A 13894-nucleotide genomic window follows, 5' to 3' on the forward strand; every position below is an offset into this window, starting at 1 on the left:
AATTATTTTGACAATGAAGTTAAATAATTCCGTACAAAGAAGCTCCTTTTTCTCCCAAACGATCAACTCTTTTTTCAATGTTAGGATCCTTTACTAATGGAGGAGCATGATGTGGCTTGGTTCTAGAATCTATTATTACTGCTGTTTGGGCTCCCCAATGCTTATTTATAAAAGATTCATCAACTCCATAAATATCGTGCGAAGGATTGCTCTTCGTAAATGTTTCCCAAAGAAAATTATTTAAGGTAGCTGCAGTAAACTCACTATTATCTGAAACTAAAATAAGTGGAAAACTATTTATTTCTTCTCGATAGCTTTCTAGGTATTTTGATAAAACCTCAATCCTACTTTTTTCATTTATATAGGATTTAAAAGAAATTCCAGAAAATGCAATAATTCCAGGTAATACGACAACAGGATCACAAAACCCTTCAGGTATGTTTTCAAAATTTGGACATTGGTTTCCTAATGTTCTAATTTTATCCCCTGAAGCAGCAACAACTAATTTAGAGCCTGTATTTAAACCATCTCCGCTATAATCTAAAGTATCAATACTTGTTTTAGTATAAAAATGAAGGTCTCTTTGCAAATCAATTCTTTCTAATATTCCTTTTAGAAATTCTGCTTCTTCATGAATATCCATAGAGGGATTGTCAGCCTTATTCGCAATAAATAAATACTTAGCAAGACTCAGTTGACCTGTACCTAATATATGATTGGCTATTGTAAGCAATTCTTTGGGAGCTTTATCCTTTAAGTATGGAGTATATCTTTCACTACCAATAGCAAAAAGTAATGGGTGTACACCTGCAGCATCTACAGCATGAACAGCGTGCAATCCAGGTATTTCTTGAGGAATAGCAGCACCGGTCAGTTCATGAATTAAAGCGCCAAAACTGGTGTCCTCTTGTGGTGGCCGACCTACCACAGTAAAAGGCCAAATAGCACCTTTTCGATGATACACCTTGCGTACTTTCATTAAAGGAAAGTCGTGCTTTAAACTATAATAGCCTAAGTGATCACCGAACGGCCCTTCCGGTTTGTTCTCATTCGGGTATACTTCTCCTGTAATTACAAAATCGGCCTCAGAAGAAACAGCAAAACCATCCTTATCGTAACAGTATCTGAATCGTCGGGCTCCTAAGGCGCCGGCAAAAGTTAATTCTGAAATTCCCTCAGGCAAAGGCATCACTGCAGCAAAAGTATGCGAAGGTGGTCCTCCGACAAAAATACTAACCTTTAATGGCTCTCCAATTGAGTTTGCTTTAGTTTGGTGAACACCAATACCTCGATGTAATTGATAGTGCAAGCCGATTTCTTTATCTTGGATGTATTCATTCCCACCCAATTGAATTCGATACATTCCCAAATTTGAGTTCATCACCCCAGGTTTATCAATATCTTCACTGTACACAATTGGCAAAGTAACAAAAGGACCTCCATCCATTGGCCAACATTGAATTTGTGGCAGTGATGAAATTTTAGTTTCACATTCCATCACTGGATTCTGCCTCGATTTTTTGGGTAATGCTGTCAAGGCAGTAAAAGGAACAGAAATATTCTTTAAAGGGTGTTTTAATGCAGAAAGTGGATCGCCTTTTAAATGTATCAATTGCTCAACTTTCTCAATCGTATCTCGAAACATAAATTTGGATCGCTCTATTGACCCAAATAGATTGGACACAGTTTGAAATTCACAACCTTTTACATTTTCAAATAGTATCGCTGGCCCATTATTTTCAAATACCCTTAAATGAATAGCCGCCATTTCAAGATAAGGATCGACCTCTTCTTTAATGCGAATAAGATGTCCATTTTTTTCTAAATCAGAAATGCATTCCTGCATGCTTTTGTAACCCATACCCTATTCCATTTACCAATAAAACAACCAACCTATATAAGAGTTTTCTAAAATAAAAAAAGACCTAAAGTGAATGGTCACGATAGGTCTTTTACTATAACTTTCTAAGTTTATCTTTTTTCCATCGGAACGAAAGGTCTCAAGTTGGCCCCAGTATATATTTGTCTAGGTCGTCCAATTGGCTCACCGTTCTCTCTCATTTCTTTCCATTGTGCAATCCATCCAGGTAATCTACCAATTGCAAACATTACTGTAAACATTGAAGTTGGGATTCCGATTGCTCTGTAGATAATTCCTGAGTAGAAATCTACGTTAGGATATAATTTTCTTTCAATGAAATATGGATCACTTAATGCAACTTCTTCCAATCCTTTTGCGATTTCCAAAATTGGATCGTTGATTCCTAATTTTTCTAAAACATCATCTGCGGCTTTCTTGATAATCTTCGCTCTAGGATCAAAGTTCTTATAAACTCTATGACCAAAGCCCATCAATCTAAATGGATCATCTTTATCCTTCGCTTTTGCCATGTATTTTTTAACATCACCACCATCAGCTTGAATAGCTTCTAACATTTCAATTACAGCTTGGTTTGCTCCACCATGAAGTGGTCCCCAAAGTGCATTGATTCCACCAGAAAGTGATGCATAAAGACTAGCATGTGAAGAACCTACCAACCTTACAGTTGAAGTAGAACAGTTTTGTTCATGATCAGCATGTAAAATCAATAATTTATCTAGTGCACTAGCTACAACTGGATCGACTTTGTAATCATCAGTTGGCAATGAAAACATCATTTTCAAAAAGTTTGAACAATAGTCCAATCGATTATCAGGATAATTTACAGGATGTCCAATTTCATTCTTGTATGCCCAAGCAGCCATTGTTGGCAGCTTAGCTAGAATTCTTAGAATACTCAAATTAACACCTTCCGCTGATCTGTTTGGATCTAAAGATTCCGGATAAAAAGCTGTTAATGAAGACACCAACGAAGACAACACTCCCATTGGATGAGCATTTGATGGGAAACCATCTAAAATACTCTTAATATCCTCATGAATTAAAGTATGGTGCGTAATGTCTGACCTAAACTTTTTCAACTGAGCTTCTGTTGGAAGTTCACCATTAATTAATAAATAAGATACTTCTAAAAATGTAGATTTTTCTGCTAATTCCTCAATAGAATAACCTCTATACCTTAAAATACCCTTTTCCCCATCCAAGAAAGTGATTGCACTTTCGGTTGATCCAGTATTTTTAAAACCAGGATCTATCGTTACCAAACCAGATTCTGCTCTTAGCTTTGCAATATCAATAGCACGCTCGCCCTCGGTTCCTTCAATAATAGGCAGTTGGTATACTTTATCACCAACTTTAACTTCTACAAATTCAGACATATATATATTTATGTTTAAAGTGTTATTTTTTTATTTTCAATCCACACAAAGCTCGAAATTCATGTGTGATTCTGTTTGCTAATTTAGTCAACAAACAAGCAAATCACAAATACTTATCTTGCAAATTTGAAGCTTTTTCCAGGAAAAATTGCACCATTTCCTAATTCTTCCTCTATTCGCAACAATTGGTTGTATTTAGCCATTCTATCAGATCTCGAAGCAGAACCTGTTTTAATCTGACCGGTGTTTAGAGCAACTGCTAAATCAGCAATTATACTATCTTCAGTTTCTCCAGATCGATGGCTCATTACCGCTAAATATGAATTTGTTTTTGCCATATCCACTGCATCTATCGTTTCAGATAATGTACCAATTTGATTCACTTTAACAAGAATAGCATTTGCAATGTTCTCATCAATTCCTCTTTTTAGTCGTTTTACATTAGTAACGAATAAATCATCTCCTACTAATTGTACATCTTTCCCAATATAATCGGTCAATTGTTTCCATCCATTCCAATCATCTTCAGCAAGACCGTCTTCAATAGAAATAATGGGATATTTTTTTGTCCAATCTTTCCAATAAGTAGCCATTTCAGATGGAGTTAATTTATCTCCTGTGGATTTATGAAAGTGATAGACATTCTCTTCGGCTTTATAAAATTCGGAAGCTGCAGCATCCATAGCAATGTAAACATCTTCTCCCGGTCTATAGCCAGCCGCTTCAATTGCTTTTAAAACATATTCAATGGCCTGTTCATTTGACTTTAAATTAGGAGCGAACCCGCCTTCATCTCCAACATTTGTACTATAATTTTCTTTTTTTAGTACGGTTTTCAAATGATGAAATATCTCCGTTCCCATTCTTAGAGAAGTACTAAAAGAGTCTGCACCAACAGGCATTACCATAAACTCTTGAAAGTCGATACTATTGTCAGCGTGAGAACCCCCATTTAATATATTCATCATAGGAATTGGAAGTGTTCTTGCGTTAACTCCTCCAATGTATTTATGTAATGATTGACCAGAAGACAATGCTCCTGCTCTAGCAATAGCTAAAGAAACACCTAGCATAGCATTTGCACCGAGATTTGATTTATTCTCGGTACCGTCTAATTTAATCAGATGATGGTCTATAGCACTTTGTTCAAATACTGAGACCCCAGTTAACTCCTTAGCAATTGTAGTATTTACATTTTGAACGGCCTTTAATACGCCCTTCCCCATGTAAATCCCTTTATCTCCATCACGTAACTCCACAGCCTCATGAATTCCTGTTGAAGCACCCGAAGGCACTGCCGCTCTTCCAACGGCACCATTTTGTGCGGTAACTTCTACCTCAATTGTAGGGTTTCCTCTTGAGTCTAAAATTTGTCGAGCATGAACTTTAGCTATGTAACTCATATACCTAGTTTTTATGTTTTTTAATTAAATCTATAAAATCATCAAATAAATACCTTGAATCATGAGGTCCAGGTGAAGATTCAGGGTGATACTGGACAGAAAAAACCGGTTTGTTTTTTAACTTCATTCCTGCTAATGAATTATCATTCAAATGAACATGAGTCATTTCAACTTCATTATTCACACTCAAAGAATCTACATCAACAACAAAACCATGATTTTGAGAAGTAATTTCACCTTTCGTGGTTAATAAATTCTTAACCGGATGATTGATTCCTCTGTGGCCAGTATGCATTTTTAAGGTTTTCAAACCATAAGACAATCCCAATAATTGATGGCCTAAACATATCCCAAAAATCGGAATTCCAGAACCAACAAAAGACTTAACTATTTCTACATTAGACATCATTGAAGATGGATCTCCAGGACCGTTACTTAACATAATTCCATCAGCACCCCATTTTTTAATTTCATCCAATTCAGTATTCATTGGAAATACACGAACAGAACAGTTCCGTTCGGTAAGGCAGCTAAGAATATTTTTCTTTGTTCCATAATCTAGAACGGCCACTTTATAAGGAGAAGAGTGATCGCCCAAATCATAAGCAACTTTAGTAGAAACCTTAGATGACAACTCCAAACCTTGCATTGAAGGGGTTTTCTTTAATAAATTTTTCAATTTATCTAAATCTTCAACTTCTGAAGAAATGATCACATTCATAGCACCTTTATTTCGAATATATCTTACTAATGCACGAGTATCTATATCAGATATAGCAACGATATTATTTCTTTCAAAATAATGCTGCAATGAATCATTAGCCATTGTTCGACTATATACACTGGCAAACTTTTTACAAATTAACCCATTAATCTTAACAGCGTCAGACTCAACTTCATCATCATTTACACCATAATTACCTATATGAGCAGTGGTACACACAATTATTTGACCTAAATAAGAAGGATCTGTATAGATTTCTTGATAACCGGTCATACCAGTATTGAAACAGATTTCTCCAGTTGCTGTACCTTTCAGTCCAGCTGATTTACCATAGAAAGTTGTTCCATCTTCTAAAATAATAACTCCCGGTGAAGTATTTAAGTATTTCATAATAAATTAAACTGTTTAAAAAATTACTCAAAAAAAAAGATAAAACGGCTGTTTTATCTTTTTTATATTATTTATGAAAACCAATTAGTCATTCTTAGTATTGTCAGACTCTTCAGCTTCGTTTGTGGTTGCTTCAACTTCTTTATCAGCAGTCTTTTTAGCTCCACCTCTTCGGCTTCTTTTTGGTTTAGCAGCAGCTTTTTCAGCTCCTCCTACATATATTTCATTGAAGTCTACTAACTCCATCATACACATTTCAGCATTATCACCTAAACGATTACCCGTTTTAATGATACGCGTATATCCTCCTGGTCTGTCAGCAACTTTTGGTGCAACGTCTCTGAATAGTTCAGAAACAGCATCCTTACTTCTAAGGTAGCTGAAAACAGTTCTACGCATGTGAGTTGTATCATCCTTAGATTTAGTAATCAAAGGTTCAACATAACCTCTCAAGGCTTTTGCTTTTGCCAATGTAGTATTAATTCTCTTGTGCTCAATTAAAGAACAAGCCATATTCGAAAGCATTGCTTTTCTATGACCACTTTTTCTACTTAAGTGGTTAACCTTTTTACCGTGTCTCATTTTCCTTAGTCCTTATCTAATTTATACTTCGCTACATTCATACCGAAATGAAGACCCTTCTTTTCAACTAATTCGTCTAGTTCGGTTAATGATTTCTTTCCAAAATTTCTGAATTTCAATAGATCACTCTTGTTAAAAGTAACAAGTTCCCCTAAAGTTTCAACATCAGCAGCCTTTAAACAATTTAAAGCTCGAACTGAAAGATCCATATCCACTAATTTGTTTTTCAACAATTGTCTCATATGTAATGAATCCTCATCAAATTCTTCAACTGCAGACTTCTCTTCACTATCAATAGTAATTTTCTCGTCTGAGAACAACATAAAGTGCTGAATCAAAATCTTTGCAGACTCTTTTAAAGCTTCCTTAGGATGAATTGAACCATCGGTTTCGATAGTTAAAACTAATTTTTCATAATCAGTTTTTTGTTCAACTCTATAATTCTCTATATTATATTTTACATTCTTAATAGGGGTATAGATTGAATCTATTGGAATAACTCCAACTACTGATTCAGGAAGTGCATTCTCTTCAGAAGGAACATATCCTCTACCTTTATTAATCGTAATTTCCATCGTTAACTTAACAGATGTTTCCATACTGCAGATAACTAAATCTGGATTTAAAACTTGAAACGCTGATGTAAATTTACCGATGTCACCTGCAGAAAAATTATCTTGGTTACTAACAGTAACTACTACCTTTTCGCTATCAGTACCTTCAATTTGTTGTTTGAAACGAACTTGCTTCAAATTCAAAATTATTGAAGTTACATCTTCTACAACACCTTTTATGGTCGCAAATTCGTGATCTACTCCTTCAATTTTTAAAGAAGTAATCGCAAATCCTTCTAAAGAAGAAAGTAATATTCGGCGAATAGCATTACCAACAGTAATTCCATAACCTGGTTCTAATGGACGAAACTCAAATTGACCTTCGAAATCGTTAGATTCAATCATTATTACCTTGTCAGGTCTTTGAAAATCTAATATTGCCATGTTTATTTTTTCTTGTGAATGAATAAATTATTTAGAGTATAATTCCACGATAAGCTGCTCCTTAATGTTTTCAGGAATCTGCTCTCTTTCTGGTGAAATGATAAATCTTCCTTTCATTGAAGCATTATCCCACTCTAACCAATCAAAGTTATTTTTTCTTGATGATAAAGATGCAGTGATAGTCTCTAATGACTTAGACTTTTCTCTAACTTCTATAACATCTCCTGCTTTCACAGTATAAGAAGGAATGTTCACCACGCTACCGTTAACTACGATATGTCTGTGCCCAACCAGTTGGCGAGCTCCACTTCTAGTTGGAGCGATACCAAATCTAAAAACCACGTTGTCTAATCGAGCTTCACAAAGCTTCAATAAGTTCTCTCCTGTAATACCTTTCGCACGATTTGCTTTTTCAAAAAGGTTAGCAAATTGTTTTTCAAGAATACCATAAGTATATTTTGCTTTCTGCTTTTCCATTAATTGAATAGAATACTCAGATTGCTTTCCTCTTCTTTTGTTAGGACCATGTTGTCCAGGAGGATAATTCTTTTTTTCTAACGCTTTGTCTGCACCAAAAATCGGTTCTCTGAATTTTCTTGCAATTTTAGATTTAGGACCTGTATATCTTGCCATTTCTAATATTTATTTTTCTTTATAAAAATCTAAAGTATATGTTAAACTCGTCTACGTTTCGGAGGACGACATCCATTATGTGGCACTGGTGTAACGTCAATAATTTCTGATACTTCAATACCTGCATTATGAATAGTTCTAATTGCAGATTCTCTACCCGCACCTGGACCTTTTACATAAACTTTTACTTTTCTTAATCCAGCCTCATGTGCTACTTTAGAACAATCTTGTGCTGCCATTTGCGCAGCATAAGGTGTATTCTTCTTAGAGCCTTTAAATCCCATTTTCCCAGACGAAGACCAAGAAATAACTTGTCCTGTAGCATTCGTAAGTGAAATAATTATGTTATTAAAAGTAGCGTGTATGTGAGCTTGCCCTACAGCTTCAACCTTAACTATTCTTTTCTTTTTCGCAGTCGATTTTGCCATCTTCTATACTTTATTTACTATTTAGTAGCTTTCTTTTTGTTTGCAACAGTCTTCTTCTTACCTTTTCGAGTACGAGCATTGTTCTTCGTCTTTTGTCCTCTTAAAGGCAATCCAACTCTGTGTCTAACTCCACGATAACAGCCAATATCCATTAATCGCTTAATGTTCAATTGAGTTTCTGATCTGAGAGCACCCTCTACTTTAATACCATCAGTGATTACCTTTCTAATTGCAGAAAGCTCATCATCATTCCAGTCCTGAACCTTAGTGTTCCAATCAACCTTAGATTCTGTTAAAATATTCTGGGCGGTCTTTCTACCAATACCATAAATGTAAGTTAAACCGATTTCACCTCTTTTGTTCTTCGGTAAATCTATACCTGCTATCCTAGCCATATATGCTTAATTTATTTCTTAATTACTATCCTTGTCTTTGTTTGAACTTAGGGTTCTTTTTGTTGATCACGTAAAGTTTTCCCTTTCGTCTAACAATTTTGCATTCCGCACTTCTCTTCTTAATTGATGCTCTTACTTTCATGTTTACCTATTTTTCGGGGCGCAAAGTTATGATTTTTATTTTATTATTTATACCTATAACTAATTCTTCCTTTCGATAAATCATAAGGTGACATTTCCACCTTAACCTTATCTCCCGGCAATAGCTTGATATAGTGCATTCTCATCTTACCTGAAATGTGAGCAATTATTTCATGTCCATTTTCAAGTTCAACTCGAAACATTGCATTTGACAATGCTTCTACTATCACTCCATCTTGTTCTATTGACTTTTGCTTAGCCATAAATTTATATCAATTGTTTATTTAATGCTTCTTCAATATATTCATGTGTTGACAATACTTCGGCTCTACCCTTTCTAACAACAACATCATGTTCGAAGTGCGCTGAAGGCTTATTATCCGATGTGATTATCGTCCAACCATCCTTGTCTTGGCGTACTCCTTTATTTTTCAAATTAATCATTGGTTCTATTGCTATCACCAACCCTTCTTTTAATATCATACCTGATCCACGCTTTCCATAATTTGGAACTTCAGGTGCTTCATGCAAGTCACGTCCTAAGCCATGACCAACTAATTCTCTTACAACTCCATATCCATTAGACTCAGCATGGGTTTGTATTGCGTTACCGATATCTCCTATTCGATTACCTGCAACCGCAGCATCTATTCCCAATTGAAGAGCTTCCTTGGTGGTTTTTAATAACATCTTAATGTCATCACTTACATTACCAACTTCAAAGGTATAAGCTACATCTCCATGAAAGCCATTCATAAAAACACCACAATCAAGAGAAATAATATCTCCGTCATTAAGTGGCTTTTTATTAGGTATCCCATGAACTACAGCTTCATTTAGAGAAGCACATAAGGTATTTGGAAACCCATTGTAATTTTTAAAACTTGGTACCCCTCCATTATCTCGAATAAATTCTTCTGCGATTTTATCCAACTCTAATGTTGAAACTCCTGGTTTCACCATGGGAGCAACCAAAGCCAATGTTCTACAAACAAGTAAAGAACTCTTTCTTAATAATTCAATTTCTTCTTCAGTCTTCAAATAAACCATTCTATCCTGCCATGTTTACGCTAGATCGTCCTTTAATTCTACCAGACTTCATTAATCCATCATAGTGACGCATTAATAAATGACTTTCGATTTGTTGAAGCGTATCTAATATAACCCCTACCATAATTAGTAAAGATGTTCCTCCAAAGAATTGTGCAAATTGTCCATTTACTCCAAATATTCCGGCAAAGGCAGGTAAAATTGCTACCAAAGCAAGGAATATAGATCCCGGAAGTGTAATTCTAGACAATACATTATCTAAAAACTCTGCAGTTCTTTTTCCAGGTTTAACACCAGGAATAAAACCACCATTCTTTTTCATTTCATCTGCCATCTGATTCGGATTCACAGTAACTGCTGTATAGAAGTATGTGAAAGCGATAATCATTAATGCAAAAATAAAGTTATACCAAAACCCAGTATAATCACTAAGCGCAGCAGCCACTCCAGATAGACTTTCTGAGTCAGAAAACCCAACCAAGGTAATTGGAATAAACATAATTGCTTGAGCAAAGATGATAGGCATAACACCAGCAGCATTCACCTTTAATGGCAAATACTGACGTACTCCACCATATTGCTTATTTCCAACTATTCTTTTAGCATATTGAACAGGAACTCTTCTAGTCCCTTGAACTAATAATATAGTACCAACTATAATTACCAATAGTAAAACTAATTCTACTAAAAGGATAACTAAGCCACCATCTTTTAGTCTTGATGCAAACTCAGCAACAAAAGCAAAAGGTAGGTTAGCAATAATACCAATCATAATAATCAAAGAGATACCGTTTCCAATACCTTTCTCAGTAATTCGCTCACCTAACCACATTACAAACATGGTTCCTGTAATTAGTATAATCACAGTAGTAAACCACCAAAAGAATGTATCAGGACGAACCATAGCACCACCACCAGTAAATTCAGGAACTTGAGATGCAATGTAACCTGGAGCTTGAAATCCAACAATTGCAATAGTTAAAAAACGAGTAATTTGATTAATCGTTCTTCTTCCACTCTCTCCCTCTTTCTGTAATTTTTGAAAATATGGAATAGCGATACCTAATAATTGTACCACAATAGATGCACTAATATAGGGCATAATACCCAACGCAAAAATTGATGCTCTAGAAAAAGCACCACCTGCGAACAAATCTAGAAGGCCTGCGATACCACCGCCGCCACCTGCATTTGCTACTTGTAACGCTGCTGAATCAACTCCAGGAAGTACTACGTATGAACCTAATCTATATATCAATAGAAAACCTAGGGTATTCAAAATACGCACCCTAAGGTCTTCAATTTTAAAAATATTTTGTATTGTCTCTAGGAATCGCTTCATTTTGGAATTAAATTAATTCTGCTTTACCACCTTTGGTTTCTATTGCTTCTTTTGCTGTTTTGGAAAATGCGTGAGCATGCACTTCAACTGAAGCATCCAATGTTCCTCTACCAAGAATTTTTACTAAACTATTTTTAGAAGCAAAACCGTTAGCGATTAATGCATCAAAATCTATTTTAGTTAATTTCTTAACATCTACTAAAGTTTGTATTGTATCTAAATTGATCCCTACAAATTCTTTTCTATTGATGTTAGTAAAACCAAATTTAGGAACACGTCTTTGAAGTGGCATTTGACCACCTTCAAATCCAACCTTCTTAGAATATCCAGATCTAGATTTTGCACCTTTATGGCCTCTAGCAGCTGTACGTCCTTTTCCTGAACCAATACCTCTACCTATTCTTACTTTAGCACTTTTATTTGAACCTTCTGCAGGTTTTAGATTACTTAAATCCATTCTAAAAATATTTTATATCTCTTTTACAGAGACAAGGTGTTTTACTTTATTAACCATTCCTAAAACTTGAGGAGTTCCCTCAACCTCTACAGATTGATTGTTTCTTCTTAAACCTAGAGCAATCAATGTTCTTTTTTGTCTCTCAGGTCTTCCAATGTAACTTCTTACTTGTGTGATTTTAATCATTCCCATCTCAATCAATATTATCCGTTAAAAACAGTATTCAAGTCAACACCTCTGTGTTTTGCTACTGTATAAGCATCACGCATTGTTGCAAGAGCTTGAATAGTCGCTTTAACAACATTGTGAGGGTTTGAAGAACCTTTTGATTTAGCAAGTACATCAGTTACACCAACACTTTCTAATACAGCACGCATTGCACCACCAGCGATAACACCAGTACCATGTGCAGCAGGCTTCAAGAAAATCTGTGCTCCGCTATACTTTCCGTATTGTTCATGAGGAACAGTTCCGTTTACAATTGGAACTTTAATTAAGTTCTTTTTTGCATCATCGATTCCTTTAGCGATAGCTTCAGTTACTTCATTGGCTTTACCTAATCCGTGACCTACTACACCATTTTCGTTACCTACAACAACTATTGCTGAGAAACTAAAATGTCTACCCCCTTTTGTTACCTTAGTAACTCTTTGAATTCCTACAAGCTTATCTTTCAATTCGATTTCGCTTGACTTTACTCTTTTTATATTCGCGTTTGCCATAATCTAATCTAATTTGCTAATTAAAAGTTTAAGCCACCTTCACGTGCACCTTCTGCCAATGACTTAATTCTACCGTGGTATAAGTAACCATTTCTATCAAAACTTACCGTTTCGATACCGGCAGCTTTTGCTTTTGCAGCAGCAGCTTTACCAACTAAAGCGGCTTTTTCTACTTTATTAGCTTTTGACTTTGCTATTTCAGCTTCTGAAGAAGAGGCAGTCAATATAGTTGTTCCCGTAGCATCATCAATCAGCTGTACGTAAATTTCTTTATTGCTTCTGAAAACAGACATTCTAGGTCTATCTGAAGATCCTTTAACGACCTTTCTAACTCTTCTTTTAATTCGAATTCTTCTATCTTTCTTTGATAAAGCCATGATATAATATTATTTAGAGGCTGATTTACCAGCTTTTCTTCTTAATTGTTCTCCTTTAAACTTGATACCCTTTCCTTTGTATGGCTCAGGTTTTCTAAGTGATCTAATTTTTGCTGCAACTTGACCAATCAACTGCTTGTCGTATGACTCTAAAGTAACAGTTGGGTTTTGACCTCTCTCACTTGCAGTAACAACAGATACTTCTTCTGGAATTTCAAATACAATATTGTGAGAAAAACCTAAAGACAATTCTAATCGTTGCCCTGTGTTTGCAGCTCTATATCCAACACCCACTAATTCTTGTACAGTTTTATAACCTTCAGATACACCAACAACCATGTTGCTAATTAAAGATCTATATAAACCATGCATCGCCTTGTGAGGCTTTTGCTCAGTGTGTCTTACCAATTCAACTTGACCTTCTTTCACTTCTACAGTAATAGCGGTATCAACTTGTTGTGTTAAAACGCCCTTTGGTCCTTTTACAGTTACAAGATTCTTATCAGAAACTGTAATTTCAACGCCTTTCGCTATTTTAACTGGAGCTTTTCCTATTCGTGACATAACTTAACTTATTTCAATTCTTAGTAAACGTAACATAAAACTTCACCACCAACTTTCAAATTCTTTGCTTCTTTGTCGGTCATTACACCTTGAGAAGTAGAAAGAATAGCTACACCTAAACCGTTAATTACACGCGGCAGATTATCTGATGGTGCATATTTACGAAGACCTGGTTTACTAATTCTTGTCAAATTTCTAATTGCTGATTCTTTAGAAACAGGGTGATATTTCAACGCAATTTTTATGTTTCCCTGAGTATTTACACCTTCTTCAAACTTATAATTCAAAATATAACCTTTTGAATGAAGAATCTTTGTAATCTCTTTTTTCAAATTAGATGCAGGTATATCTACTACTCTATGTTTAGCAGCTACTGCGTTTCTAACTCTTGTTAAATAATCTGATATTGGATCTGTCATTTTTAAACTAT

The 13894-nt window shown here is 35.2% G+C and carries 19 protein-coding genes; all 19 read right to left on the minus strand.

Annotation, left to right across the window (positions count from 1 at the left end):
- Positions 1-19: 19 nt before the first annotated feature.
- The 19 genes from ACTB0X_RS16195 to rpsH all read right to left on the minus strand — a co-directional run bounded on the left by ACTB0X_RS16195 (position 20) and on the right by rpsH (position 13883).
- Entirely contained in the window at positions 20-1861 is a 1842-nt protein-coding gene (locus ACTB0X_RS16195; RefSeq protein WP_463026079.1) for a UbiD family decarboxylase, read from the minus strand.
- Between the two features lie 110 nt (positions 1862-1971).
- Positions 1972-3258, minus strand: a complete 1287-nt coding sequence (locus ACTB0X_RS16200) for a citrate synthase (protein ID WP_463026080.1) — start codon at positions 3256-3258, stop codon at positions 1972-1974.
- 113 nt (positions 3259-3371) lie between these two features.
- Positions 3372-4661: a phosphopyruvate hydratase gene (eno, locus tag ACTB0X_RS16205; RefSeq protein ID WP_463026081.1), complete on the minus strand. Its 1290-nt coding sequence runs from the start codon at positions 4659-4661 to the stop codon at positions 3372-3374.
- Between the two features lie 4 nt (positions 4662-4665).
- A complete protein-coding gene (gene carA / locus ACTB0X_RS16210; RefSeq protein WP_463026082.1) occupies positions 4666-5775 on the minus strand; it encodes a glutamine-hydrolyzing carbamoyl-phosphate synthase small subunit in 1110 nt (369 codons plus the stop codon).
- An 84-nt stretch (positions 5776-5859) separates the two neighbouring features.
- A complete protein-coding gene (rplQ, locus tag ACTB0X_RS16215) occupies positions 5860-6357 on the minus strand; it encodes a 50S ribosomal protein L17 (RefSeq protein WP_463026083.1) in 498 nt (165 codons plus the stop codon).
- A 5-nt stretch (positions 6358-6362) separates the two neighbouring features.
- Positions 6363-7355, minus strand: coding sequence for a DNA-directed RNA polymerase subunit alpha (locus tag ACTB0X_RS16220; RefSeq protein WP_463026084.1), 993 nt, complete (start codon positions 7353-7355; stop codon positions 6363-6365).
- A 27-nt stretch (positions 7356-7382) separates the two neighbouring features.
- A complete protein-coding gene (rpsD, locus tag ACTB0X_RS16225; protein WP_463026085.1) occupies positions 7383-7988 on the minus strand; it encodes a 30S ribosomal protein S4 in 606 nt (201 codons plus the stop codon).
- A gap of 41 nt (positions 7989-8029) precedes the next feature.
- Entirely contained in the window at positions 8030-8416 is a 387-nt protein-coding gene (rpsK, locus tag ACTB0X_RS16230) for a 30S ribosomal protein S11 (protein ID WP_463026086.1), read from the minus strand.
- A gap of 17 nt (positions 8417-8433) precedes the next feature.
- A complete protein-coding gene (rpsM, locus tag ACTB0X_RS16235; RefSeq protein ID WP_463026087.1) occupies positions 8434-8811 on the minus strand; it encodes a 30S ribosomal protein S13 in 378 nt (125 codons plus the stop codon).
- Between the two features lie 25 nt (positions 8812-8836).
- Positions 8837-8953 (minus strand): type B 50S ribosomal protein L36, encoded by a 117-nt coding sequence (gene ykgO / locus ACTB0X_RS16240; RefSeq protein WP_160632786.1) that lies wholly within the window; start codon positions 8951-8953, stop codon positions 8837-8839.
- A gap of 43 nt (positions 8954-8996) precedes the next feature.
- Positions 8997-9215: a translation initiation factor IF-1 gene (gene infA, locus ACTB0X_RS16245; RefSeq protein ID WP_160632787.1), complete on the minus strand. Its 219-nt coding sequence runs from the start codon at positions 9213-9215 to the stop codon at positions 8997-8999.
- Between the two features lie 4 nt (positions 9216-9219).
- Complete coding sequence (map, locus tag ACTB0X_RS16250) at positions 9220-10002, minus strand: type I methionyl aminopeptidase (protein ID WP_463026088.1); 783 nt, start codon at positions 10000-10002, stop codon at positions 9220-9222.
- Position 10003: 1 nt separating this feature from the next.
- Positions 10004-11344 (minus strand): preprotein translocase subunit SecY, encoded by a 1341-nt coding sequence (gene secY, locus ACTB0X_RS16255; protein ID WP_463026089.1) that lies wholly within the window; start codon positions 11342-11344, stop codon positions 10004-10006.
- A gap of 7 nt (positions 11345-11351) precedes the next feature.
- Positions 11352-11801, minus strand: a complete 450-nt coding sequence (gene rplO / locus ACTB0X_RS16260; protein ID WP_463026090.1) for a 50S ribosomal protein L15 — start codon at positions 11799-11801, stop codon at positions 11352-11354.
- Positions 11802-11813: 12 nt separating this feature from the next.
- Complete coding sequence (rpmD, locus tag ACTB0X_RS16265) at positions 11814-11993, minus strand: 50S ribosomal protein L30 (protein ID WP_463026091.1); 180 nt, start codon at positions 11991-11993, stop codon at positions 11814-11816.
- 11 nt (positions 11994-12004) lie between these two features.
- On the minus strand, positions 12005-12523 hold the full coding sequence (gene rpsE / locus ACTB0X_RS16270) for a 30S ribosomal protein S5 (protein WP_463026092.1): 519 nt from the start codon (positions 12521-12523) through the stop codon (positions 12005-12007).
- A 20-nt stretch (positions 12524-12543) separates the two neighbouring features.
- Entirely contained in the window at positions 12544-12900 is a 357-nt protein-coding gene (gene rplR, locus ACTB0X_RS16275; RefSeq protein ID WP_463026093.1) for a 50S ribosomal protein L18, read from the minus strand.
- Positions 12901-12909: 9 nt separating this feature from the next.
- The gene (gene rplF / locus ACTB0X_RS16280; RefSeq protein ID WP_463026094.1) at positions 12910-13464 is read right to left on the minus strand and encodes a 50S ribosomal protein L6; all 555 of its coding nucleotides are present in this window, start codon (positions 13462-13464) and stop codon (positions 12910-12912) included.
- Positions 13465-13484: 20 nt separating this feature from the next.
- Positions 13485-13883 (minus strand): 30S ribosomal protein S8, encoded by a 399-nt coding sequence (gene rpsH, locus ACTB0X_RS16285; protein WP_463026095.1) that lies wholly within the window; start codon positions 13881-13883, stop codon positions 13485-13487.
- Positions 13884-13894: the final 11 nt, after the last annotated feature.

The organism is Acidiluteibacter sp. (genome assembly GCF_055129545.1).